Origin of the sequence: Oceanobacillus sp. FSL W7-1293, assembly GCF_037969815.1 — a bacterium.
Lineage (GTDB): Bacteria > Bacillota > Bacilli > Bacillales > Amphibacillaceae > Oceanobacillus > Oceanobacillus oncorhynchi.
Window position 1 is genome coordinate 2,055,395 of sequence record NZ_CP150212.1, and the last position, 25,746, is coordinate 2,081,140.

General features: G+C 39.2%; 23 protein-coding genes. 8 read left to right on the plus strand and 15 right to left on the minus strand.

All coding sequences use genetic code 11. From position 1 onward, the window contains the following. Nucleotides 1-103: 103 nt before the first annotated feature. Nucleotides 104-742, plus strand: a complete 639-nt coding sequence (locus MKY65_RS10155) for a sugar O-acetyltransferase (protein WP_339184482.1) — start codon at nucleotides 104-106, stop codon at nucleotides 740-742. Nucleotides 743-1,035: 293 nt separating this feature from the next. Here MKY65_RS10155 and MKY65_RS10160 read toward each other — a convergent pair whose 3' ends face one another. Then, nucleotides 1,036-2,403, minus strand: coding sequence for an MFS transporter (locus MKY65_RS10160; protein WP_339184484.1), 1,368 nt, complete (start codon nucleotides 2,401-2,403; stop codon nucleotides 1,036-1,038). A gap of 89 nt (nucleotides 2,404-2,492) precedes the next feature. Between MKY65_RS10160 and MKY65_RS10165 the strand changes: the two genes are divergently transcribed. Then, entirely contained in the window at nucleotides 2,493-2,825 is a 333-nt protein-coding gene (locus MKY65_RS10165; RefSeq protein WP_339184485.1) for a hypothetical protein, read from the plus strand. Nucleotides 2,826-3,009: 184 nt separating this feature from the next. Here MKY65_RS10165 and MKY65_RS10170 read toward each other — a convergent pair whose 3' ends face one another. Together MKY65_RS10170 and MKY65_RS10175 are read right to left on the minus strand one after the other, a co-directional pair. Continuing rightward, a complete protein-coding gene (locus MKY65_RS10170) occupies nucleotides 3,010-4,191 on the minus strand; it encodes an ABC transporter permease (protein ID WP_339184487.1) in 1,182 nt (393 codons plus the stop codon). Continuing rightward, the gene (locus MKY65_RS10175; RefSeq protein WP_339184488.1) at nucleotides 4,169-4,891 is read right to left on the minus strand and encodes an ABC transporter ATP-binding protein; all 723 of its coding nucleotides are present in this window, start codon (nucleotides 4,889-4,891) and stop codon (nucleotides 4,169-4,171) included. The genes MKY65_RS10170 and MKY65_RS10175 overlap by 23 nt, the downstream gene beginning before the upstream one ends. 366 nt (nucleotides 4,892-5,257) lie before the next feature. Here MKY65_RS10175 and MKY65_RS10180 point away from each other — a divergent pair, with 366 nt between their 5' ends. After that, nucleotides 5,258-5,917: a ribonuclease H family protein gene (locus tag MKY65_RS10180; protein WP_339185196.1), complete on the plus strand. Its 660-nt coding sequence runs from the start codon at nucleotides 5,258-5,260 to the stop codon at nucleotides 5,915-5,917. Nucleotides 5,918-6,037: 120 nt separating this feature from the next. Here MKY65_RS10180 and MKY65_RS10185 read toward each other — a convergent pair whose 3' ends face one another. Further along, nucleotides 6,038-8,731, minus strand: a complete 2,694-nt coding sequence (locus tag MKY65_RS10185; protein ID WP_339184490.1) for a cation-transporting P-type ATPase — start codon at nucleotides 8,729-8,731, stop codon at nucleotides 6,038-6,040. 961 nt (nucleotides 8,732-9,692) lie between these two features. Between MKY65_RS10185 and MKY65_RS10190 the strand changes: the two genes are divergently transcribed. Beyond that, nucleotides 9,693-9,902: a hypothetical protein gene (locus tag MKY65_RS10190; RefSeq protein ID WP_339184493.1), complete on the plus strand. Its 210-nt coding sequence runs from the start codon at nucleotides 9,693-9,695 to the stop codon at nucleotides 9,900-9,902. Between the two features lie 33 nt (nucleotides 9,903-9,935). Here MKY65_RS10190 and MKY65_RS10195 read toward each other — a convergent pair whose 3' ends face one another. From MKY65_RS10195 to MKY65_RS10205, 3 genes are all read right to left on the minus strand, one after another. Next, nucleotides 9,936-11,411 (minus strand): MDR family MFS transporter, encoded by a 1,476-nt coding sequence (locus MKY65_RS10195; RefSeq protein WP_339184495.1) that lies wholly within the window; start codon nucleotides 11,409-11,411, stop codon nucleotides 9,936-9,938. A 487-nt stretch (nucleotides 11,412-11,898) separates the two neighbouring features. Continuing rightward, nucleotides 11,899-12,249, minus strand: coding sequence for a hypothetical protein (locus MKY65_RS10200; RefSeq protein WP_339184498.1), 351 nt, complete (start codon nucleotides 12,247-12,249; stop codon nucleotides 11,899-11,901). A 174-nt stretch (nucleotides 12,250-12,423) separates the two neighbouring features. After that, nucleotides 12,424-12,594, minus strand: a complete 171-nt coding sequence (locus tag MKY65_RS10205) for a YfhD family protein (RefSeq protein ID WP_339184500.1) — start codon at nucleotides 12,592-12,594, stop codon at nucleotides 12,424-12,426. A 346-nt stretch (nucleotides 12,595-12,940) separates the two neighbouring features. Here MKY65_RS10205 and MKY65_RS10210 point away from each other — a divergent pair, with 346 nt between their 5' ends. The 3 genes from MKY65_RS10210 (at nucleotide 12,941) to MKY65_RS10220 (ending at nucleotide 15,561) form a co-directional block, all read left to right on the plus strand. Next, entirely contained in the window at nucleotides 12,941-13,174 is a 234-nt protein-coding gene (locus tag MKY65_RS10210; protein WP_339184502.1) for a hypothetical protein, read from the plus strand. A 249-nt stretch (nucleotides 13,175-13,423) separates the two neighbouring features. Then, a complete protein-coding gene (locus MKY65_RS10215) occupies nucleotides 13,424-15,061 on the plus strand; it encodes a Na+/H+ antiporter NhaC family protein (RefSeq protein WP_339184504.1) in 1,638 nt (545 codons plus the stop codon). Nucleotides 15,062-15,126: 65 nt separating this feature from the next. Beyond that, entirely contained in the window at nucleotides 15,127-15,561 is a 435-nt protein-coding gene (locus MKY65_RS10220; RefSeq protein ID WP_339184505.1) for a GNAT family N-acetyltransferase, read from the plus strand. 133 nt (nucleotides 15,562-15,694) lie between these two features. Here MKY65_RS10220 and MKY65_RS10225 read toward each other — a convergent pair whose 3' ends face one another. From MKY65_RS10225 to MKY65_RS10260, 8 genes are all read right to left on the minus strand, one after another. Beyond that, the gene (locus tag MKY65_RS10225) at nucleotides 15,695-17,041 is read right to left on the minus strand and encodes an MFS transporter (protein WP_339184507.1); all 1,347 of its coding nucleotides are present in this window, start codon (nucleotides 17,039-17,041) and stop codon (nucleotides 15,695-15,697) included. 220 nt (nucleotides 17,042-17,261) lie between these two features. Further along, nucleotides 17,262-17,648 carry an ectoine synthase gene (locus MKY65_RS10230; RefSeq protein WP_339184508.1) on the minus strand — a complete coding sequence of 129 codons (387 nt, stop codon included), beginning with the start codon at nucleotides 17,646-17,648 and terminating at the stop codon, nucleotides 17,262-17,264. A 31-nt stretch (nucleotides 17,649-17,679) separates the two neighbouring features. After that, nucleotides 17,680-18,927 (minus strand): diaminobutyrate--2-oxoglutarate transaminase, encoded by a 1,248-nt coding sequence (ectB, locus tag MKY65_RS10235; protein WP_339185198.1) that lies wholly within the window; start codon nucleotides 18,925-18,927, stop codon nucleotides 17,680-17,682. Between the two features lie 47 nt (nucleotides 18,928-18,974). Next, nucleotides 18,975-19,493: a diaminobutyrate acetyltransferase gene (gene ectA, locus MKY65_RS10240; RefSeq protein ID WP_339184509.1), complete on the minus strand. Its 519-nt coding sequence runs from the start codon at nucleotides 19,491-19,493 to the stop codon at nucleotides 18,975-18,977. 373 nt (nucleotides 19,494-19,866) lie between these two features. Then, nucleotides 19,867-20,595 (minus strand): polysaccharide deacetylase family protein, encoded by a 729-nt coding sequence (locus MKY65_RS10245; RefSeq protein ID WP_339184511.1) that lies wholly within the window; start codon nucleotides 20,593-20,595, stop codon nucleotides 19,867-19,869. A gap of 395 nt (nucleotides 20,596-20,990) precedes the next feature. After that, nucleotides 20,991-21,179, minus strand: a complete 189-nt coding sequence (locus MKY65_RS10250; protein ID WP_339184512.1) for a hypothetical protein — start codon at nucleotides 21,177-21,179, stop codon at nucleotides 20,991-20,993. 280 nt (nucleotides 21,180-21,459) lie between these two features. Next, on the minus strand, nucleotides 21,460-22,851 hold the full coding sequence (locus MKY65_RS10255) for an amidase (protein WP_339184514.1): 1,392 nt from the start codon (nucleotides 22,849-22,851) through the stop codon (nucleotides 21,460-21,462). Further along, entirely contained in the window at nucleotides 22,848-23,033 is a 186-nt protein-coding gene (locus MKY65_RS10260; RefSeq protein ID WP_339184515.1) for a hypothetical protein, read from the minus strand. Before MKY65_RS10260 ends, MKY65_RS10255 begins: the two co-directional genes overlap by 4 nt. A 367-nt stretch (nucleotides 23,034-23,400) precedes the next feature. Here MKY65_RS10260 and MKY65_RS10265 point away from each other — a divergent pair, with 367 nt between their 5' ends. Continuing rightward, a complete protein-coding gene (locus MKY65_RS10265) occupies nucleotides 23,401-25,461 on the plus strand; it encodes a catalase (RefSeq protein ID WP_339184517.1) in 2,061 nt (686 codons plus the stop codon). The last annotated feature ends 285 nt before the right edge of the window (nucleotides 25,462-25,746 follow it).

Here is a 25,746-nt window from a genome sequence, read left to right on the forward strand (position 1 = left end):
GGCTTGTCTGTTTATAGAATGAACTTTTGAAACAAAACTACAGGAAATAGCGAATGGAACAATCTTGTTGATCCTGCGCTAGATTCCACTTAGGAGAATAAAAATGAGAGAAGAAGAAAAAATCTTTAAAGGTACCCTTTTTTCACCTGGAGAACCAGATTTAAAAAAAATAAAGCTCAGAACTCATAACCTATGTTCCGAATATAACCGCACGTTCGAAGATGAAACGGAAAAGAGACAAGCACTCATTTCAAATATTTTCCATAAAATTGGAGAGAGTAGCCGTCTGCAAGGTCCTATTTATATTCACTACGGAAAACATACAAAGATTGGTAATCATTTTTTTGCAAATTTTAATTTAACCATTCAAGATGATGCAGAGGTGGTTATTGGCAATCATTGTGATTTTGGTCCAAATGTGACGATTGTTACACCTGTACATCCAATGCTTCCAGATGAACGCCGCGCCATTATGGATAAAGACGGTGTGCCTAAGCATATGTGTTATGCGAAACCGGTTAAAATAGGTAATGCTTGCTGGCTTGGAGCAAATGTGGTTGTTTGTCCGGGAGTAACAATCGGGGATAATTGCGTAATTGGGGCAGGAAGTGTTGTTGTGAAGGACATTCCAAGCAATAGCTTTGCGGCTGGCAACCCATGCAGAGTGATTAGAGAAATTACGGAACTGGACAGCATGAAACATAAGCCGGAAATTTTGGATGATAATCGAATTATAGAATAAAAATATTTCGGACTATGAAAGGCCTTACAGATTCCCGTTTAATACTGCGGGGCAAACGTAATTGGCATAGTGGTTGTAATCAAGTTTTAAGAAAATATTCTACTCACTAAAGTAATTAATGGGCTATATTTTGAGTGAGAATAGAATCGTATTCGTACAATTTGGCTTGAGTTGAGGGCTGTTACATAATCAATTACCTGATTATGTAACAGCCCTTCTTTTATCAAAATAAAAAGGCATCTATTTGAAAAAAACTGCGTATATTGAAAAGCTTATATTTCCATGCAATGGCTTTATTCATACATTCCGGATTTTTGGTTGTTCAGTTTGTATGCAAATGCTAAGTATAGAAAAGCAAAGAATGAGATAAATATAATCACTACTAGAAAGTAAAGAATGGTCGTTATATTTGCCAGTATATCCAATATAATTGAAACACTTACTACACCAAAAATACTGCCAATTTGACGTGCAAGGTTTACTAATGAAGAAATTTCATTATGATATTTTTCCCCCGTTGATAAAAAAGCTGCATTCATTAATACGGGAGCTATAGCTCCAGAAAAACCGAAAAGAATAAAACTAATTAAAATAAAAACAGAGTATGCTGCTATTGTGAAGTAGGTAAACAAAAATATACTGCCTGCAATAATAGCCAATAAGCATAGCTGCTGAGTCCATTTTTGTCCTAATTTATTGACCAGAATAGGTGACAAAAATGAGGATATTAGCATACCGGAAACCGTTAAGGGCAAAAATTTCACACCCGTCTCAAGCGAAGACAAAAATAAATGTTCCTGAAAATGAATAGAAAGGAAATACATCACTCCATAGATTGAAAAATTATAAGTAAATCCATTTATTAAGCTGGCAACATTCTGTTTTGTGAATAGTTGCCGCTCAATTACTTGTGTCTGATTATTTCTAAACTTGATACTATATGCATATCCAAAAATTAGTAAAACAATTCCTCCTAAAGTAAATAACAGCGGTAACTGATAGATTATTTTATATTCCTGTATCATAAATACGAAAATTAAGATAAACAATGCAACCAGCACCTGTTCCTTGAAAAACATCGGAATTTTTTCTTTTTCTGTATCCTTGATTGCAGCAAGTCCAGTCCAAATGACAATCAAAGAAAAAGGAATATTGATAAGAAAGATGCTTTGCCACCCCCACAGTTCATTTAAAAAACCACCAACCATCGGCGAAAAGGCAAATGCGATACCTGATGTTCCGGACCATATACCAAAGGCAGTTGCTCTTTTTTGGGGCTCTGTTACTGTCGATGATAAGAGCTTTGTTGCAATAGGTGCAAACATAGCTGCACCAACTCCTTGAATAATCCTAGAGATTACCAATTGTTCATAAGTGTTAGAGAAACCACAGAATAGCGAACCAACCATAAAGATTGAAATCCCCGTGATAAATGCATTTCTTGCACCTATTCGTTTACTGAATCTGGCAAAAAATAGGATGAACGAAGCAAATACCAATACATAGCTATTTACGACCCAAGAGGTTTGTAAATTGCTTAAATATAATTGTTCTCTCAAGGGTGGAATAATTATATTTACGATATTTGTATCTAGAATAATTAAGAAAGATCCGATGCAAATACTGATTAAGCTTATTGTTTCTCGACGTGTGTATTTCATAAAAACCACCTTATTTCAATTTTTTTTGAACTGTAACTATTATTTCAAAAAAAATTGAAATGTCAAGAGGGAAATGTTATAATAAAATTATGAAAAATAATCATGTTACAGATATTTTTAAGGTACTTCAGGATCCAATTCGAATTCGAATTATTGAGATGTTGCGATTTGATCAAGAAAGGAGGGAGTTTTTTCCGGATTCATCTGAAGCAGAAGGTGGCTTTTGTCCAATGGATATCCTGACGATTTTGCAGGAAGAAGGGGTCCATATTTCTAATACCAAATTGTCTTACCATCTCAAGGAAATGAAAAATACTCATGTTATTTACTTAGTCAAGGAGGGGAAACGTAATTTTTATCTGTTTAATAAAGATAGTCTGGAAGTGATTCAGGCCTGGATAAATTTTATATTAAAAGGATAACCACGCATCAATTATTAAAATAAAAAATGTAAAACGTTTTTTGTAACAGGGATAATGAGTGGGTTCTTTAAGGCTAAATGAATAAAGAAAACTCTTTCCCATGAAAGCGGAGAAAGAGTTTTCGGTTGATAATAGTTATAACAAATCCGTATTCTTTTTATCCTGCAGCAATCACACTAAGTTCTTACACCTTCCGATACCGCCGCATACCCAAAATATTCAACGTCACAAAAACAACAATAAATAAAAACAAAATAGACAGAGGAGCCAGAATCTCTCCAAATGTAAATCCTTTTAAAACAACATCAATCATCGCATTTCCTGCATAGTACAATGGCATCATCGGCGCAATCCATTGCAGCCATGTTTCCATAGTATCTACATTCAGCATTCCAGAGAAGAATATCTGCGGAATAATAACGAGCGGGATGAATTGAATCATCTGGAATTCACTGCTGACAAAGGTAGATAATAAAAGGCCAAGTCCAAGGGCAACGAAGCTTAAGAAAATATTAATAATAAACATATTGCTGATGGAACCGGCGATTTCCATATCTAATATATATACAGAATATAGGATGATAATCGCTGTCTGCAGAATAGCAAAAATCCCATAGCCGAATAAATAACCAAATACAATCTCAGATTTTCTGATTGGCGTGGATAATAGTTTCTCCAATGTACCGCTGCTTCTTTCTTTTAACATTGACATGCCGGCGATTAAAAAAACAAAAAAGAATACAAAGAAGCTGACTAAAATGGGATTTAAAATTTCAAAAAAGGTATTGCTTTCATCGCCATAGATATATTCTACAGAAATCGGATCATTATCCATATCGATTTCAGAATCGATGTCTGTATTGATATTCGTGTCCATATTTATATCCATGTTCTCTGCGACCTCAGGAGGTAGCTGCTCCATCATTTCTTCTACGCCTGCTGACATATCTTCCATATTACTTATCATGTTATCGATATTATCCGAAAGATCATTTAAATTTGTTTCCATTACAGCCTGTGAGCTTCCCTGAATAGCAGGACCCTCATCCATCGGGTTATCATTCAGAATGGTCAATGTCCAATTCCCATCCTTTTCCTCTAGAACAGCACTGGCATTTCCTTCTTCCAGATAAGACTGTATATCCATCTCGTTTTCCTGTTTTACGATGATATCATTATCTTCTAAAATATCGATTACCTCATCGTTGACATTAACTGCAGCGATGGTTACCTCGTTATCCGGATCTGGAAAAATATAATTCAATAGCGTAATGACAAAAATAGGAGCCAGAAATAATAATGCAAGCGTACGTTTATCACGGAGAACCTGTTTGCAAATCCGTTTAATCAGCTGAAGCATTCGCATTTTCGATTTCCTCCAATTTTAAAAAGACTTGATCAATATCGCTGACGCCGAAGTTCTCTAATATTTCCTGCGGCGTACCGCTTGCTGCAATTCCTTTATTTTTCATTAATAACAGCTGGTCACATTTCATGGCTTCATCCATAATGTGGGTCGTAATTAACAGCGTACTGTCTTTTTTCAAATCATGCAGCTGATTCCAGATATTTAATTTAAGCACGGGATCAATCCCGACCGTCGGCTCATCTAAAATCAAATACTCAGGCTGATTAATCAACGCAATTGCAAGGGATAAGCGGCGCTTCATCCCGCCAGAGTAGTGCGCTACCAATTTCTTTTTATCCTGTTCAAGCTGGACGAGACTCAGCGTGGACTGAACTGCCTTATTGGATATTTTCTTTCCGTACATATGGGCAAAAAATTGAATGTTTTCCAAACCGGTTAAATCATGGTATAGCGAATCGCTTTGCGCCATATAGCTAATTTTGTTTAAAAGTTTACGGTTGGGAACCATTGTATCATCGATTTGGATAGAACCAGTATCGTATTTTTCCATTCCCATCAAGCATTTAATTAATGTCGTTTTCCCTGTACCTGAAGGACCAATCAATCCGGTGATTTGATTGGTGCTAATATCTATGGAGACATCTTGCAGAATCGTTTGTTTTCCAAAGCTCTTGGACATATTGGATAATTGCATCATAAAACACAACACCTTTCGTATAAAAGTGAGTACTCACTCATTATGATATCAGAGTAAGGCTAGGATGACAAGAATCTTTTTGGAAGAAACTGCTTGGGTTTGCGATAAAAAATGGTTGCAACAAATACAAAGTTTATCGGATCGCTATTCTGTCGCTTCTCTGAAAGTGGCAATGGCTGGTTTGCTTATAATCCATTTTTTGTGTATCTTTTTTATTGAAAGGGTTGATAGGATAAACATAAGCTACTGTTGGTGTTTCATTCCTTATCGCTTTTCTGACAGCTGTATAAATAGAGGGTTATGGAAATACTATCGGAGAAAGGGAGCAGTTTTTCGTTTCCCGATATATAGACCGGAGGCAAAATGATGAAAGTACGAATCGAATGCACCTATCAGACACCCAAAGGGGTTACTGCAGCTTTTACTTCTGAAGAGATGGATGCATCAAACGCGTTAGTAATTGTTGAAGATTTAAGGAAAATGGGACGTATGAAAAATATCGTATTCGTCGATTCTCATGAGCATACGTGGAGTTTAAAAGAATTACGTAAGCAGATGGAAGAAATTCAAACCGAACCGCATGATATAACTGTTTATTTTGATGGAGGATTTGACCTCGAAACAAGCCATTCCGGTTTGGGTTGTGCCATTTATTATCAGCAGAATGATACTTTTTACCGTTTACGAAAAAATGCACTGGTGGAAGAGCTTTGTTCGAATAATGAAGCGGAATACGCTGCATTGCACTTGGCACTGGTGGAATTGGAGAGAATGGGTGTCCATCATCTGCCTGTTTCTTTCTATGGTGATTCCCAGGTTGTCGTGAATCAATTAATGGGAGAATGGCCTTGTTATGAGGAAGAATTAACAAAATGGGCAGATCGAATTGAAAATAAAATGATTCAATTGGGAATTACCCCGGAGTACAAGCACATTTCACGTAAGAAGAATCGGGAAGCAGATCGGTTAGCTGGTCAGGCATTGAAGGGGATGGAAATAACAAGCAAAAAAGAACTATCGGAGTGAGGCGGGGAAGGGGTTCTCTGCTTCTTTTGCATGTTTGCGGCATTTGATTTCTTACAGCTTCCATGATGAAAAACAGCTAATAACGGTAAAAAGACAAGGATTATCCCTGCCTTTTTGTCGTTATGCTTTTCCATTTTCTTTTTTTAATGCTTTTGCAGCAGAGATCTTCCGGGTAATATATTTCTCGATTTCAATAATGATAAAGGTCATCAATCCAATCGCAAAAGGATAGACCCAGTATTGCGCCTCGATTGGATATAAATCAAATACATTCCTTAAGAATGGAATATACGTCACCATTAATTGAAGAAGGATCAGAATGCCTGCAAGCATAAAAGCGATCTTGTTTGAGAAGAAATCCTTATTGAATGCAAAATGCCGTTCATTTCGGACATTAAATACATGGAAAACCTGTGCGATTACAATGGAATGCAGCGTAATCGTTGTTACCTGTTCCGGTGTATAGTGTTCCGGATCACCAAGCAGGGTTACATTCATGGTCATAATGGCTCCACCGACAAGCAATGATACGAGAATAATCCGGAAAATATAGTAGGGACTGAGCAGTTTTGCGTTAGCTGGGCGCGGGGGCCGTTCCATTGCTCCCGGCTCCAATTTCTCAAATGCCAATGCGAATGAAACAGTTACTGCTGTCACCATATTTACATAAAGGACTTGAATCGGGGACAGCGGCATATTCATTCCTACGATTAAAGCAGAAACAATCAAAAATGCTTCGGCGCCATTTGTCGGCAGGATAAACAGAATGGTTTTCTTCAAATTATCGTAGACGCGCCGTCCTTCCTTCACCGCATTAACAATCGTATTAAAATTATCATCGACCAGCACCATTTCGGAAGCTTCTTTGGAGACTTCGGTTCCTTTGATGCCCATGGAAACACCGATATCTGCCCGTTTTAAGGCTGGAGCGTCATTGACACCATCACCTGTCATGGCTGTGATTTCTCCGTTTTCCTGCATGGCGGTTACCAGCTGCAGTTTGTTCTCTGGACTGGTGCGGGCGAAAACATCTACCTTTTGGACTGCAGTCTGGATCTCCTCTTCAGACATTTGATCCAAATCGCGACCTTCGAGAACATTGTCTTGTTCGGTAATGCCCATTTGTTTAGCAATAGCCAGCGCTGTAGCTTTATGATCGCCTGTAATCATTTTCACCTGGATACCGGCTTTTTTACAAACTTTCACTGCTTCCATCGCTTCTTCTCTTGGAGGATCCAGAATGCCAGCTAAACCAATTATGTTCAATCCTTCACAAATATCTGCATGATTAATTTGCGTTTTATCATTATCAACGTATTTATATGCTGCGCCGATAACTCTTTCTCCTTTACTGGATCGTGCAAGCATTTTATCCTCCCAAAGTTTGCGTGGTTCAGAACCTTCTGCCAAACCTGCCATATCAAACAGCCGGTCGGGGGCTCCTTTGACATAAATGATTTTTTCTCCGTCTTTTTCAACGAGTCCTGCCATGTATTTATAGCTGGAATCGAAAGGAATTTTAGAGAGGAGGGGAAGCCGGTCTATTTCCTGATTTGCTTTTTCGGCCAGCGTGACCAGACAGCCTTCTGTCGGTTCGCCGCTGATTGTCCATTCTTCATCGTCATCTTTTCGTAAATAGGTATCATTCACCGTTAATACGTTACTTAAAAACAGTTGCAGTTCTTCATCCTCTGCAATATCTATCTCTTGATTATTTTCAAGAATTTTTCCTTCTGGTGCGTATCCTGTACCTGTAACATCCAAGTGCCTGTCGGAAAGTTCAATGGATTGGACGGTCATTTCATTTTTGGTCAGCGTCCCTGTTTTGTCCGAACAAATCACGGTTACTGCTCCGAGTGTCTCTACAGAAGGCAAATTACGCATAATGGCATTGTTTCCAGCCATTACCTGCATACCTAAGGAAAGAATGATAGAAAGAATAGCAGGCAAACCTTCGGGAATAGCAGCAACAATTAAACTGATAACGTAGAGTAACAGCTCTCCGATCGGATAGTCATAGAAAACTGCTGCAAAAACAAATAATAAAGCTGCAACGCTGACGATAGCGATAGAAATCATTTTTCCAAAATGCGCTGTTTGTTTTAATAAAGGTGTTTTTAATTCTTCTACCTCTGCAATGGACTGGTTGATTTTACCGATTTCTGTATTTTCTCCAGTAGCTGCGACAATCCCTTGTGCCGATCCAGATACAACCGCTGTACCGGAAAAAGCCATATTTAACCGATCGCCAAGGACGGTATCCTCCGGCAGGATGTCTGTATTTTTTTCGACGGATGTTGATTCACCAGTGAGAGGGGATTCTTCTATTGTCAGCCGGCTGGCGGCAGTCAACCGTAAATCTGCGGGAATTTTATCTCCTGGAGACAATAATACGATATCGCCCGGCACCAGATCGCTGGAAGCAATCTCTATACGCTCCCCGTCACGAATAACTGTTGACTCCAAAGAGAGCATCTTTTTAATGCCTTCCAATGCTTTCTCGGCTTTGTTTTCTTGGAAATAGCCAATGACCGCATTAATCAGAACCACCATTAATATAACGACAGTGTCTGCATAATGTTCTAAAACAATAGTAAGAACAGCGGCAGCTAATAAAACATAAATTAACGTGTCATTAAATTGGCGTAAAAATTTTAGCCATTTTGGATCCTTCTCCGGCTCCGGCAATTCATTTTTTCCCCATTTTTGTCGGCCTTGCTCAACTTGCTCTTTGCTTAAACCATGCTTTATATCCGTTCCAAGCTCCGATTCCACTTGCTCTGTCTGCATGTTAAACCATTTTTTCTGTGCCATAAGCACGTGCCCCTTTCTTCCTGAACCCGTTTTATCTTTTACGAATAAATAGGAGTAAAACGTTTTAAGGAGATTTAAACTAGAAATGAACGTATAAGGGGTGTTTTTCTGCTGCTTATGAATCATTGATACAGAGGTAATGAAAAGTATCCAGCAGAAAATCACGCCTGATTTTTTGTAGCTGTAACCATCATTCATCACCTCTTTCTGTCTTGAAGTAAATGTATCCTCACTTATAATGATGAAGGATATGTAGGGACAGTTCAAGGAGTCTTGGTTGAAAATTTTCGACAATTTAGTGATGGTCTTTTTGTTAATACGGTAAGCATGAATGCTTTTAAACTGGAGAACATAGAGGCTTTTATTTAAAAGAAGATAGTCTTAAAGAGCAATGTGGAATGAAGTACACTAGAATCGTCAGTAAATATTAATCTGCATGCACGTATGTTCGTTAGCGTGGTTAGAACAAAAGAAGGATTTATTATTTATAAAGAGCTTAACAGGCATGGTGCTATACACCATACCAAAAAAAGGAAGCACATAAAATATATAAGGAATGTTATTTTCAGCGTGCATCTACAAAATGATAATCATTAATCTTTAGATTTCTTTTTTTGATGCGTACTACTAGTATGTTTATTAAAAACACTGTGATAACAGCAAGGGCGGAACCTGCATATCCCATTAAATTTTTATTGCCCAGAATAAAAAAGGCGTTACTCCAATGAAAGAACCTAATGCAGCATAAGAGAAAAGATAATTGTTCGTTTTTTTCTTCAACAAAATCACCTCATTTAGAATTGTACATGATATATCTGCCATATAAAAATAATAAAATGTTGGAGACGGACAGGGCTCAAATTTCTCTTACTAGAAAGGATAATAATCAAAATAATTTAAAATATGATTCGATATGTTAGCATGGAAGGGAATTGAAATCGAATACAGGGGTTGTGATACAATGCTATGGTTGATTTTACTGGCTGTCCTGATTTTAGGGGGCTATTTGATTATCAAAGGTCCAACCAGAGGGTATAAGATACTGGGGTATGTCATTATAGGATTCACAGTTGTATTTGCAGTGGTCATCCTATCCAGTATCGGTGTTAAAACAAATAACATAATAAATGAACAGCCCTCAAATGAAGGGTCTTCCATAATTGTTGATTAAGATAAGAAAACTGGACAGTCTTGCCCGGTTTTCTTATGTATCCTTAGGTGTATCTTTCGGGAAGAACCATAGAATGATGAAGGTCAGTGTACCAATTACGAATAGACCAAAGAACACCGTGTGAAATGCCTGGGTCAACCCATCCTGCATTAAAGCTAGTGTATCTGGCGGGATAGATTCTCGTAATCCTTCATTTAAAATAGCATCTGTATTTGGCATATCTTCATCGATTGCTTGCTGCTGATAATATTGCTGCAGGCGCAGATTCAAAATCCCGCCTAACAGAGCAGTACCGATTGCACTGCCAATGATACGCATAAACATATTTAAAGAGGTAGCCGATCCTCTTGCCTGCCAGGACACACTATTTTGAATGGCTACGATAAATGTTGTCGAAGTCAATCCCATCCCTATTCCAACAATAAAAGAGCTGAAACCGGCATAAATGGGTCCTTTTTCTGCATCAAGCAGGAAAAAGAGTAACGTACCCGCAAATAATGCGATACCGCCAAGAAATGCTGTTTTTCTAAAGCCGATTCGTAATACCATATGTCCGGCAGCAGTGGCTGCAATTGGCCAGCCGATAGATAAGGTGCTCAGGGTAAAACCGGCCACAATCGCTGATTCTTCCATAACTCCCTGTACATACGTAGGAAGGGAGCTGCTTAAACCTAAAATAATCATACCGGAAAGTAAGGTAGCGATATTAGCAACAATCATTAATTTGTTCTTCCATAAAGATAAAGGCATCATCGGTGCACTGCATCTCTTCTCCTGCCAAATAAATAAGGAAATACAAATGACAAAGAGTCCAAGGAGACCGAGAGTCTCCGGTGAGAGCCAAGCCCAATTTGTACCTGCCTGTACAAACACGATAATCAGCGATGATATGGCTATAAAAAAGAAGCTTGTCCCAAGATAATCGATGGTTTTCTGTTCTTTATCCACTTTTTCATGGAAGAACAGGACAACTCCGACCAAGCCGATAAGGCCAATCGGAATATTCATCCAGAATATCCAGGCCCAATCAATGTATTGTACAATGACTCCTCCCAAAAGCGGGCCGGCCACGGAGGATATGCCCCAGACACTTGCTAAATAACCCTGTACTTTGGCACGTTCTTCCAAATTGTACATGTCTCCGACCATGGTTGTTACTATCGGATGAATGGCCCCGGCGCCCAGCCCCTGGATAAGCCGGAAGATAATAAGGGCGGCCATCGTTTCTGCTAATCCACATAATAAAGAACCAATCAGAAAGATAACCACACCAATGACAAAGATTGGTTTGCGGCCAAATAAATCAGCTAATTTGCCATATAACATCGTGGTGACTGCCTGCATTAATAGGAAACTGGAAAAGACCCAGCTATACAGCGTGAATCCGCCTAAATCGGATACAATGTTAGGCATCGCCGTGGCAATAATGGTTCCTTCAATTGCCGCCATAAACATAGATAATACGAGGGCAATAAGCACGATAGGCCGTTTTGTTTGTTTATGTACCATCTATAATTCCTTCCTTTACTCTAGCCATTTGTTTCTACCCACTGTGCAAGACTCTCTGACCACAGGTGATTTTTGCAATCTATCAAAAGGCTTTTCAAACGGCAGTACTAATCTGTAATCTAATTAGCTTTATTGTAGCAGATGCATTCTTATTTTGTAAGAAATGGAATACCAGTTTCATAGTTAATCGTCCGAAATGCGTCAGTAGGAGAGGACCGTTGAACAGATTTTATATTCCTTTGTTGGAAACAGGAGAATATATTCTTTGTTATGATATTTTCATAGAGGGCGAGGAACTATCAGTTAAAATGAATAGCTCCTATATTTTTCGCTTCCATTTTAAGCAGGTTATAACTGCCTGCAATAATTAGAAAACTTGGTTGTCACCAATCCTTTAAGTGACAACCTTAGTTACACTTATGCAGTAAGAAAGTGTAAACTTTCTTAACTGCCAATAAAAAGGCTATTGCAGCCTTTTTACCGTCATTTAAACCAATTCAATTTTATAAACACCGCGATCCGTAGTAATAAAAAACTTCTGTCCATTAAATTCAAATAAAGAGCTATCCTCCAACGGAATTTCATAATTGGATGACGGAAGCGGTTCATCACTCATCGTTGGCAGCGCTTCGATTTGTCCGTCTCCATGTAAAAGTAAGCTATGTTTTGGTACATAGTCATCAATTCTGCGCGTATTCTGGTCATAGGATATGCTTTGCAAATGGATTACTGTTTGATCGATATCGTTTATTTCATGCTTTGTAATTTTAATCGTTCTTCCGTTCCACTGTTGAATCAATGTATTAAACTCCTCAATGGATAAAAAACCGTGCTCCATAGAACAACCCCTCCTGTGTATAATTTTTCCTTCATGCAACGAAAATATACAGGAAGAAAGGAAATAAAAAGAGGGAAAGCTGCAGGCGGATTCTAAGGGGAAAGAGATAGATAATCTGAAGGATAACGCAATGAAGCGATTCGGTTATTAAACCGAATCGCTCCGTTGTACCAATTATTTTTCATGTGCCCGTTTATCAGCAGCGCAGCTTCTTGCTTGAGCTTTTCTATCTTCTGCATCAGCAAACTCATCTGAAAATTCAACATCTATGCCGTCAGATATTTGATTTTTTGGAGTTTGTGATAAAAAGTTATTTTTTCTTTTCTTATGCTCATCTCTGCCCATTGGGAACACTCCTTTTAGGTTGTATATAATTGGTTAGTCAAACATTCGGCCAGTCAGATTGAAAATTGCAATACATCGAGCCGCTCTGTGGCGGCAGCCGTTGCACCGCCTTATCCCTAGATAACATAAGGAAAAACTGTACTGACATATCTGTATTTTTAACAGGTTTACGATACTTATTCATTTTTTTCACTGGTAAAATTGAAATAAACTATGTCGCTTAAATTTGTGGTTGTGAAGCGTGACGATTAATAAAATTTGTTCAAGAAGAAATTTTCGCATAATGATGTTTAGTAATCTGCTTAGAAAGGAAAAGTATTAAAAAGACACAGAGAGGTGGATAAAAATGTCCAACAATGAAAAGCGTTCTTCAAAAAGCGGAAAACCGAACCGGAATGAAGAGCGAAGAACGATGCTGGATGAACATGAGGAGCAGATGTTTGTCGATGACGTCCCTATGGAGGATTTGAAAATAGAAGCTAAGGATGAGAAACGAAAGACAAAATCGAAGGATGATTCGCAAAGTGAAAAGAAGCATAAGGAGAAACAAAATAAAGACAAAGACAGCGAAAGACCCTGAGCATCATTGCTGAGGGTCTTCATTGTAATATAGAGAAGGGTTATTTAATAAAGGTTGATTAGAATAGGGGAATCATCTTTCTTTTTGCGGTAAATATGAAGGTGCCATAACAATGGAGTAATTACTTTGTAAATAAACAGACTGATTTCGAGTGGTTGAAAATATAGTATAATTATTCGATAAAATGTATAATTATTAGTAAATTTGTTTCATTTATTTTTCTCTTATCCATGGTACAATAAGGAGAACATGCTGGTTAGCAATCATTATTTATTTGATTTTTGGTATAAAATAGCTGATGAATATTCATTGCATAACATTTTTAGCATATTGTCGATGAATCAGGAAAGAAAGGAAGATAAGATGGAACATATGGGATGGTTATCGCTTATTCCGCCAATTTTGGCAGTTATTTTAGCGATTATTACAAAAAACGTAATTATTTCATTATTTTTAGGCACTTTTACTGGCGTTCTTATTATGGTAGGAGGAAATCCATTAACAGCGACAACAGAAACAATAGGTAATTTCCTATTTCCACAGGTGGCGGATAGTTATAACGCTGCTGTATTGGTATTATTATTTTTTATTGGGGGATTTGTGGCCTTGGTGGAAAAGTCAGGCGGGGGAGCTGCACTTGCTGCAAAGACAGTTAAATCAATTAATTCCAAGGTGAAAGCACAGCTATCCGCATGGTGCGGCGGTTTGATTATTTTCTTCTCCGATTTGGGAACACCATTAATCGTCGGACCTATTTTTGAAAAAATCTTTGATAAAGCAAGAATATCCAGGGAGAAGCTGGCGTATATCATTGATTCAACGTCTTCTCCAGTTGCTGTATTGATTCCTTTTATTGGCTGGGGCGTATACATCATGGGATTGATAAAGAGTGAGTTTGACGGCTTAGGAATCACTGCATCCGAATTCGATACATTTGTTCAAGTTATTCCTTTTCAGTTCTATGCTATTTCAGCAGTTTTGATGGTACCATTGATGGCACTGTTAAAATTAGATTTTGGGCCTATGGCTAAAGCGGAACGAAGAGTTAGAGAGACAGGTGAATTGTATTGGAAGAATTCCAAACCGTTGCGTCGTTCAGATAACGATGCTGATAATAATCAAGAAAGTAAAGCTATTTTAATTTGGCTGCCATTGTTGGTATTGTTCATTACTTTGTTTGGTCTGCTTTCAACAAAGGGTTTTCCATTTGAGCCTGTCGACGGAAATGATTTCCGGATCTCGTTAATTACTGCTTACTTGTTTGCAGCAATTACTATTTTTATTTTATTAATTGTTTTCCGTCTGAAAAAGTTTGGAGATATTTTTGATATATATACTTCAGGGATGCAAAAGATGGTTTATGTTGCAGTGACACTGGTGCTCGCATGGTCGCTCGGAACGGTCATTGGCGAGATGGGAACCGCTAATTATATTGTAGAATTGATGCAGGGGAGAGTACCGGCATTTATTATACCAGCTTTGGTCTTTGTTATCGGAGCGATTGTTTCACTTGCTTCCGGCTCTTCCTGGGGAACATTTGCAATCATGCTTCCGATTGCTATTCCAATGGCAGTAGCACTGGATGCACATTTGCTTGTCTGCATTGGTGCTGTATTATCCGGCGGTATTTTTGGGGATCACAGTTCGCCGATATCTGATACAAGTATTTTGTCATCGACAGGAGCTGGCGCAGACCATATTGACCATGTGAAAACACAGTTCCCTTATGCATTGACCAATGCAATCATTGCGGTAATCGGTTTTGTTATTGCAGGGGTGACCGGCAGCCCGTGGACAGTAGTACTGACAGTAGTGTTGCTTGTTTTAGCAGCATTTGCGTTATCAAAATTGACAAAAAATAAATATGAAACGAAAATGAATATATAATTGAAACATGCCTTGCTGGTGAAGTAAGGCTGTTTTATTTCAATTTTTTACTGGAGGAAGAAATAATGCAATGGAAAAAGCCTGGAAGCGAGGGTTATGCTGTTTTAATCGAATTATGGGAGAAATCTGTTTTGGCAACACATGATTTTTTAACAGCAGAGGATAGAGAAGCACTCAAGAAGGAAATTCCTGCTTATTTTCCGCAATTAGATATGAAAATGTGGTTTGAAGATACTACACTCGTTGGGTTTTCCGGTGTGAATGCGTCTCAGCTAGAAATGCTGTTCTTAGACCCGGAGCAAATAGGGAAGGGGCTTGGCAGCAGGATTTTAAATGATTTAATTGAAACGGACGGTATTAAGGCAGCAGATGTCAATAAAGATAATACATCGGCTCTTGCTTTTTATCTGAAAAACAACTTCCAAGTTACTGGAGAGTCAGAACAGGATGACCAGGGGAGGGATTATCCGATACTGCATTTGCGTTGGAATGCGAAATAATATATGGAAGTGAAATTGCAAGGTGGGGGGGACGAGCGTTCTTTTTAACGATAGCATAGGAAAACGGACCATTAAATAAAGCCGCTTGCTTCTTCGTGAAGCAGCGGCTTTATTTTATAGTAAATTATTTTCGTTAGGCAATTTGATGCTTTTTCACTGGTACTGCCCGATCAAAGCTTGCATGTTTTTCTCTGACGGTAATAAAGCAAACAGCCCCAATCAAGCTTGGTACGGCAAATGCCATAAATGCATGCTGCGGGTCTAAATTGGTCGATAACAGAAGGGCGATGGCGACCGGTGCCATGATACCGCCAATCCGTCCAACGCCGACAGCGATACTTAACCCTGTGGTACGAATCTCCCGAGGGTAAAATTCCGAAATATACGGGTTCACTAAATTTTGAGTACCTACTGTACAAGCCCCTGTTAAGGTAATGATTAAATACAGTAAGAGCGAGCTTGTGGTGATGCTTAATAAAACAAAGCAGAGTGAACCGATAAAAAACATCAGGATTAAGACAGAACGATGGCCGAGACGATTCACTAACATCCCGCCGAATATAGAACCGGAAATTTGTCCGACTGCAAGCATCAGATTAAAGGATAAGCTGGATGTCAACCCATGACCGGCGTCTACCATAATTTGCGGCAGCCAGGTTGTCAGTCCGGAAATAACGAGCATGGAGCAGGTAACCGCAATCCAAAATGCGATGGTACTGCTGGTCCGCTTATTAGAGAAAACCTTTTTAATCGGAATTTCCTTCGTGCTTTCTTTAAATGCTTCATATTCATAGTTATCAGACGCTTGGTAGTTACCGCCGGGATCAATTTTATTTAAAATCTCTGCAATTTTATCGCCTTTTTTCTTGGTCAGATAATAAGAAACAGATTCCGGAAATTGCTTTAAAAACCATGGCAGAGCAAGAAGCGGAATAATACTAATCCAATATAATAGTCTCCAGCCCATCCATTCCATCAAGTACATACCAATCAAGGAAGCAATAATCGCGCCGATGGAATAACCGCAATACATCGTAGCAATGGTTAACGGCCGCTTCTTCACCGGAGAATATTCACCCATAATAGCTACGAGGATTGGCATGATTCCTCCTAAGCCCAGCGCTGCAATTACTCTCATTATCATAAAAAGGGTGGGGTTCTGCGCAAATCCGGCTAAAAAGGTGAAGAGGCTGAATAAGATTAAGCAAATCGCAATCGCTTTTTTACGCCCGATAAGGTCTGAAATAGAGCCCAGCAGAAAGGTGCCAACCATCGTACTGATCAGCGTATAGCTGCTGATTGCGCCAGCCTCGATTCTGCTGATATTAAAATCCTCCATCATTAATGGCAGCCCGATCCCATAGATAGCTACATCAAAGCCGTCAAAGGCAATAGCGAAAAAGCACCAGAGAAAAATCAGTAAATGAAATTTATTAAATTTACTGTTACCTAAAACCTGTGTTGTCTGAACCTTCCGCATGTTTAAAACGTCCTTTCCTTTAATGTATCGAAGTGTAATGATAAATAAAATACTACCATGAAACGATGGTTATAAGGTAATTGTAAAAAGGTATCGTTCGCTATAGGGAAAAGCTATATCAAAAAGAAAAGAGGATAGAAGCAGCCTTATGTAATAAATAATGTACGTAAAAAAATCCTCTGATAGAAGCTACCCTTATCAGAGGATTTTTGAAAGTAATTTATTCTGTTAAAAGCGGATAATATCCTTCTTCATTGTGCGTTTCCGTCCCAACTAACGGCGGGTTGAAGACACATACCATACGCATTTGGGTGCGTGCCCGGAGGCGGTGCTTATCATTTTCATCTAACAGATACATCGTACCAGGCTTAAGCTGGTATACCTCTCCGGTAGAGACCTTTTCGACTTCTCCTTCGCCTTCAATACAATAAACTGCTTCAATATGGTTTTTATACCAGAAGAAATTATCTGTTCCTGCTTTGATAATGGTATCATTCATGCTGAAGCCGACACCATCTTTATTTAAAATAAAGCGGCGGCTTTCCCAGTTTTCAGCTTTTGTTTCATCTTCTGTTCCAATTAAATCTTCCAGTGATTTTACGATCATTTATTATTTCCCCTCTCCGTAAACAATATCTCTATTTTTTTAAAACATGCTTTATACTGTCTTCCAGGATGTCTAACCCTTTTACCAGACCTTCCTGATCAATAATCAGCGGCGGCAGGAATTTGACCACTTCATCATCTGGACCAGAGGTTTCTACAATAAGTCCGCGTTCAAATGCTTCCGCACAAATTTCTCCTGCTAAACCTTCCTTCTCCACAGCAATGCCCTGCATTAAACCTCTGCCTCTGGCTTCTCCGTTTAACTCCGGGTATTGGTCAATCAATCTGTTGATTTCTGCTTTTAGAAATGCGCCTTTTTCTTGTATCGCATTGGCAAAATCATCATTTTCCCAATTCTTCAGTGCTTCGGTCGCAGCAAGAAAGGCCATATTATTGCCGCGGAAGGTTCCATTATGCTCGCCCGGCCCCCATTGATCATATTCTGACTTGATTAACGTGATCGCCATCGGCAGACCAATTCCCCCAATGGATTTAGACAGGCAAACTACATCCGGTTTAATTTCCGCCGGCTCAAAGCTGAAGAAGGTGCCGGTCCGGCCATTTCCTGCCTGGACATCATCCACAATCAGGAGAATATCCCAGCGTCTGCATAGTGCTTCTACTTTTTTCAGCCATTCTATGCGTGCAGCGTTAATCCCGCCTTCTCCCTGAACAGTTTCCAGAATGATTGCAGCAGGCAGGGCCACGCCGCTTCCACTATCTTCTAAAAAACGATCCAGATAAGCAATCGAATCATTGTCCTCCACATAATTATCAAATGGCATCGAAACGGCATGATGCAATGGAACACCGGCACCGTGGCGCTTGAAGGAGTTTCCTGTCACAGAAAGGGATCCAATTGTCATCCCGTGAAACGCATTGGTAAAACTGATAACCGTTTCCCGTCCAGTTATTTTTCTGGCAATTTTCAGTGCGCTTTCTACAGTATTTGTACCGGTAGGGCCAGGGAACATAATTTTATAATCCAGATTCCGTGGCTTGAGAATGACCTCCGTAAAGCGTTCCAGAAAATCTTTTCTGGGAATGGTAGCCATGTCCAGGCTATGAATCACACCGTCATTTTTAATATATTCAATTAATTTCTCCTGCATCGCATCGTCATTATGCCCGTAATTCAATGTACCTGCGCCTGCAAAGAAATCAATATATTCTTTTCCATCAGTATCCCACAGTTTATAGCCTTTAGATTTTTCAAAAACAGTCGGCCATCCTCTGCTGTAGCTTCTTACTTCAGATTCTAATTCTTCAAACGTTTTCATTTTCGCATCATTCCATGTTGCTGTTGTCAATGAAATCATTCCTTTAATTATTTATTTTCTGTAGCAATCGGTCCAATTGTAAACAGTAGCTCATCTTCATGTTCTTCCTCTTCATCCGGAAAATCATCTGTTACGTAGCAGTCACTGATATGACAATCCGTATCAAGCTTTTTAGCGAGACCTTTAAATAAAGACTGAGAAGGTTGATTGGATGGAGAAACGGTTGCTTCTACATAATCAATCTCTTTACAAGCTTCGCGCTTTAATAATTGGCGCAGCATTTTCGTTGCTAATCCGTTACCTCGAGCGGAAGCATCTACAGCAACTTGCCAGATAAATAGTTTATTCGGATTATTCGGATTTTTATACCCGGAAATAAACCCGAGCATTTTCCCGTTTTTTTCTGCAACGATGGAGGTCTCTGAAAAGATATCGCACCACATTAAGTAACTGTAAGAAGAATTGAGATCAAGTACCTTGGTAGCTTTAATCAGTTCCCAAACAGCTGCCCCGTCATCTTTTGCAGGCTCGCGAAAATAAAAATCGTTTTCTTTTTCGATAGTCATTGTCATGTCATTTGTTGTGTTTGTATTAATGCTCTCACCTCCTGAGTGGATTTTTTACTTACCATATTAGATTAACATAAGGAAAAATAACGTCAAAACGCATATAACGGAGAATAACGTGATTATTCGTGATAAGAAGGGGTGAGAGTAAAATGATTGCCATTGGCTATAAATAGCTTTGAATATAACAGAAATAATCCGTTTTATAAACTTTTGGGGAAAATAAAATAATGAATTAAATAGATAAATCAAATTGAGGGCTGGAAAATGATAATTGTAATTTAAAAATTCATTATCGAAGAACAAAACAGCTGTCCGCTCATTTTTAGGGAAGTAAATGAATAAGGGACAGCAATAATATAGCTTGAATTCATTAATTTTCTTTTAATTTTTCATCCTTTTCCATCATTTCAGATACTGTAATGGTTTTATATTGGTTTTCAGCTAAATAATCAAGAATAAGCGGGAGAGCTTTAACTGTTTGCTCTCTTTTTCCTCCTGCATCATGAAACAGTACGACATCTCCCGGGGAGATACTGCTGATGACATTGGCTGCAATGGTTTTATAATCTACCCCGTCCCAGTCTTTTGTATCCTGATCCCAAGACCACAGCACGACATGTAATTGGTTTTCTCCGGCTTTCTTTACAATCGCGTCATTATAACTGCCGCCGACCGGCCGGAAAAGCTTTGGACGATTTCCTGTGATGGCGTAAAGGATATCAGAGGTTTCTTTCATCTCTTGACTAAGTCTGCTGAGTTTCGTAGTGTGATCATAGGTATGATTGCCGATTTCATGCCCTTCCATTACTTGCCGATGGATGATATCCGGAAATTTTTCAGCATGAGCTCCGAGCACAAAGAAGGTAGCAGCAGCGTCATATTCAGCTAATATATCGAGAATAGCAGGTGTGTATTTTGAGTGTGGACCATCATCAAATGTTAAAGCAATTACCTTTTCCTCCGTTTTTGCGTCCCAGAAAATATCCCCGTCTTTCTCAAAATCAAATCTATCTTTCGCATATATCTGCTCTTGGATGAACAGGAAAAAGCAAGATGTCAGAAGCAGGTAACTAATCGCATAGATTATTTTTTTCTTCATTTCACACCTCTCATTTTAAAAAAATAATTAAAACTTTAAGTATTTATGGACGTAATTAGTTATCAATTAAATGTATTATTTGCTAAGAAGCATGTTTTTATCATAAGCAAATTTTGGAGGGGAAAAGAGGAAAGTCAAACCAATTTCTTCATTTTAAAAGTTCTGTAAGAAAAGCTGTATAAAATGGACGTGTTAAACAGCAAGGTTGAGTTAAAAACACATGATGGAAAGAGGTTCCAAGAAAAGGTTTTGAAAGGTAGGAGCGAAAAGGTTAAAAAACTAATTGCTAAAAAGGCAAAATTTAATTAAATCCTCCAAAAATTTAGCTGTAAAAAAGATACCTGAATCCGGATTTTTTTCTCCGGTGATTCAGGTATCTGACAAACAAGGCTTAACTATTTGCGGTTACGGTTATTGCGTCGCTCGTTGTTGCGGTTGTTGTTGTTATTTTCTTCGAAAGCATTCTCGTCAATAAATTCATTCTCATTTGCAAATTCCACGTTGTTAATTTCTTGATTTTGGCGGTTTTCATTATTGCGGTTTCTGCGTTCATTGCGGTCAAAATTACGTTTATTGTTATCCATGGAAAGCCCTCCCAGTATTCTTTATGAGAAATACATTCATTTTTGAAGCCTTGCCTGAAGCAGGAGCTTCCAGTACAAATGTCGTCCTCGAATTATATTTTACCCCTTTATCAAAAAAACACTCGTTATTTCGAAAGCCATATTTTGTTAGTTGAGAAGGATTAATGTAAGCCTTATTTTTGTGGGATGTATGTGAAAATCATTGTAAGACAACAGATAAAAAAGTGGAGGCATTTTTAAATTAATTCGAATGACTCACACAAAATGAAGCATCCTCTCTTCAAGTAGGAATACTATTCCTTAATGGATTGGTGCTTTCCCAAGCTTTCCCTGCCTGCAATAACAATTTTTCGGAGAGAGGCTTCCCAATAAATTGCATCCCAACTGGAAGGCTTTTACTGTCCAAACCCATTGGAACGCCGAGGCTTGGTGTGCCGGTTAAATTAGCTGGAACAGTAAAAGGCAGACATCTTCTGATAACTTCCAGATTTTGCTCAACCCATTGTTCCCTATAGATATGAGGTGTGATAGGTATGGTTGGGCCGAGCAATATATCGACCTGTTTAAAAGCTTCTTCAAAACCTTTCACCATTTTTCTTCGGGTCTGCTGCGCCTGAATATATTGCGGTGTCTCAGTTAAAGCGCCGGTCAGAAAGAAACTCCGTATGTCTGCAGAATATTCGTTTGAATGCGTCTGGAGCCATTGGTGATGTAAAGCAGCTGCTTCGCCAGCCGCTATCGTATAACCGGAAAAGGTTGATAAAGCTAATTCAGGAATTTCTACATCCACTATTTCAGCACCTAAATAGCGGAGTGTTTCCACGGCACGTTTAAAAAGGCTTTCTATATCAGGGGCCAGGTCTTGGAGAAAGTATGCAGGGATACCAATTTTAATTCCTTGGATTCCATTATTTAAATCTGTCATATAATTCGGAACAGGTATATCCAAACTCCCTGGATCATTTGCATCGAACCCTGCCATATAATAAAGCATCCATGCCAAATCAGAAATAGACCTTGCCATGGGGCCTGCAGTATCTAATGACATAGCGGTTGGGAAAATGCCATGTGTACTGACTAATCCATAGGTTGTCTTTAATCCGTAAACACCGCACATGGAAGCGGGTAAGCGAATGGATCCAAATGTGTCTGATCCAGTTGCAAGTATTGCCAGACCAGCTGCTAAAGAAGCAGTACCACCGCCGCTGGATCCTCCTGGCATGTATTGAATATTCCATGGGTTTCGGGTGTTTCCAAAAAACGGATTTGTACCAGTAGATCCAGCCGCAAGCTCATGCAAATTTTGTTTTCCCAGCATAATGCCGCCAGCACGTAACAATTTATCTACAGTTGTTGCATTTTTTTTAGGGATAAAATCTATAAAAAGTTTGGAGCCGACCGTAGTCCGTATTCCTTTTGTGTAGTAATTGTCTTTGACGCCGATCGGAATTCCATGGAGCGGACCGATATAATTCCTGCGCATGATGTTTTCTTCCGCTTCTTTTGCTTGTTTCAGGGCTGAGTCATGGAGGGGTGTAATATACGTTCTAAGCGTTGAATCAAATGTATCCATTCGATTCAACAGGTGTCTTGTCAACTCTACGGGAGACAGCTGGCGTGACTTGAGTAACGGGCCGAGCTCTGTAGCAGTTAAGAAGGATATGTCTGTCATTGCAGCAATTCCTTATCAACAATTGTGATGGGTACTTCCATATTTAAGTATGGAAAAGCAGAGAGGGCATGTTGAGATAATTTCATCGTGCAGCGTATCTGCTGGATATATGGAATGTCTGTCTCGCAGATCGGCAGTCCCTGTAAATGTAACCCCTGTCTTATAACATTTGCATCATCCATCTAAATTACCTCCTCTTATGGATTCCTAATACTATATGAAATGCCTGAAAAAATATGCTGAGCAAGCGATTTGTTTGGAGGGAAGGAAAGTTTTTCATCCGCATAAAACACAATAAACTACGCTGTCAATGGAGTATATTCCAGCGTATAGAGTGTATAGAGTAGGCATACAAAAGCAACGCATTCTCTTTAATCATGCTGAGATTTTCGAATATAACTTTTGATTCAGTAATCCAAAGAAAGGATGATTTTAGGCAGTTCATGCTCGGAATCCCTCACGCTGTTATAAAAAAGGCGTTCTAATTTAAGAAAAATCACGTAAATATAGAAATGGTATGTATATCTAAAGGTTTGAAAGGGTGATTGTGTGGATGAGAAATCATCAAGAAATCAACATTCTGATAATAGAGACGTTAAGCAGGACCAACTAGATCAGTTTCGCGTAAAGGATTCAGGGAAGCCGATGACAACACAGGAAGGGAAAAAGAGATCACAGGACCAGGACCAATTAAAGGCTGGTATACGCGGACCTTCCTTACGTCAGGATTATGAGTTTTTTGAAAAAATGTCGCATTTTGTCCATGAAGAAATACCGGAAAGAGTAGTTCATGCAAGAGGTTACAGTGCTTATGGTGAGTTTGAATGTTATCAGTCCATGAAGCATGTGACAAAGGCCGGTTTTTTGCAGGAAGCCGGGAAAAAGACGCCAATAACTGTTCGTTTTTCTACGGTGCAAGGGGCTAAAGGATCGTATGATACCGCGAGAGACTTGCGCTGCAAAGGCGTTAAGCTGTATACCGAAGAAGGAAATGTTGACCTGACAACGATTGCCATGCCTGTATTAATTAACCAAGATGCGATGAAGTTTCCGGATGCGATGCATGCGTACCAAGCTAAGCAATCTGATGATATCCCAACGGCAAGCGGAGCCCATGATCGCTTCTGGGATTATGTTGCTAATAACGATGAAGCCCTTCATATGGTACTGTGGATAATGTCTGACCGCGGGATTTTAAGAAGCTATCGAATGATGGAATCATGGTCGATTAATACGTATTTATTTGTTAATGACCAGGATGTCGCAACCTTTGTGAGGTATGTTTGGAAACCTGTTCTTGGAGTGCACTCCCTGCTGCAGGATGAAGCGCTGAAAATCGGCGGGCTCGACCCCGACTTCCATAGAAGGGACCTTCGAGAGGCCATTGATAAGGGGGCTTATCCTGAATATGAACTGGGTGTTCAATTAATTTCGATGGAGGATGAGTTTAAATTCGATTTCGATGTGCTTGACCCTGCAAAGTTTTGGCCGGAGGAGCTCGTTCCTGTTCAAATGATTGGTAAATTGACATTAAATCGAAATATTGATAACTATTTTACAGAATCAGAACAAGTTGCATTTAATCCTGGCAATGTTGTTCCGGGAATTGATTTTTCTAATGATCCCGTTTTGCAGGGCAGATTGATGGCATATCGAGAAACGCAAAACCATCGGCTAGGCAGTGCCAATTATGCGGAATTACCAATTAACCGTTCTGTCTGTCCATTTCATAATAACCAGCGGCGGGGCTTTATGAGACAACGTATCGATGTTGACAAGGTAAATTATCATGAAAATTCACTGGCTGATAACACGCCATATACAGTGCCTCCAGAAGAGGGCGGCTACAAAGATTACCCAGGGAAAGTAGATGGCTATAAAATTAGAGCCCGGAGCGAATCGTTTAAAGATTATTATTCGCAGCCGAGGATTTTTTGGAATAGTTTAACCCCGATTGAAAAGCAGCATACAATCGAAGGATTAAGTTATCAGGTTGGAAAAGTAAAAAGCGAATCTGTCCGGCAGCAGGTGGTTGATAAACAGCTTGTCCATGTTGATAAGGAAATGGCATCGATTGTTGCTGATAACATTGGAGTGAATCGGCCAAGCGGATCCAATGTGTCTGTTTCTGCAAGCTACCCTTCTCTTAGCCAGTCCAATACCCCTCGTTATGCTTATACGCAAAAAGTAGGTGTACTGATTGGTGATGGCTTTGGCAGTGAAGTCACCGAGACGTTGGACATTTTAAAACAAAATGGCGTTTTTGTTGTCATCATCAGTGACAGGCTTGGTACCGTTACTGGTGCCGGGGGAAGAGAACTTAAAGTGGATGACACTTTTATTACGACAAGTCCCTATCTGGTTGACTCTCTTTATATTGTTGGCGGCAGTTCCAAGCATCAGGCAAAATTCGATTCTCAAGTTACAGAATATGTGCATACAGCTTATCAACACTATAAACCAATCGGTGTTGCTTCTACGGGGCATCCATATATTCAAGCATCCCAAAATAATAATTTAGCTGGTGTTGTTTTTGCTGCGAATAATACCGACTTTGGAGAAGAATTTGTTTCTGCTATTGCAGAGCATCGTTTTTGGAATCGAACATAGTATGGAAAAAGAGCATTGTAAAAAGATGCTCTTTCTTTATTTATACAGCTTTTTCTGAACTAGACCTCAAAAATCTGTATTTCCAAAGAATATGAAAGGTATGACCCAAAGCAGTCCTGCCATTTGGTGAATTGACTTCCTTGGACGATTTATCACAGAGAAGCGTCCGTAAAACTCCCGCCTCAAAATAAAGCGTGAAAATAAATTTATTTAGGCGGGAGATAAGGGACGCTAACTCCCTGAATCACTTAGGCTAACTCAGTGGGGAACTAAGGAAACAGACTA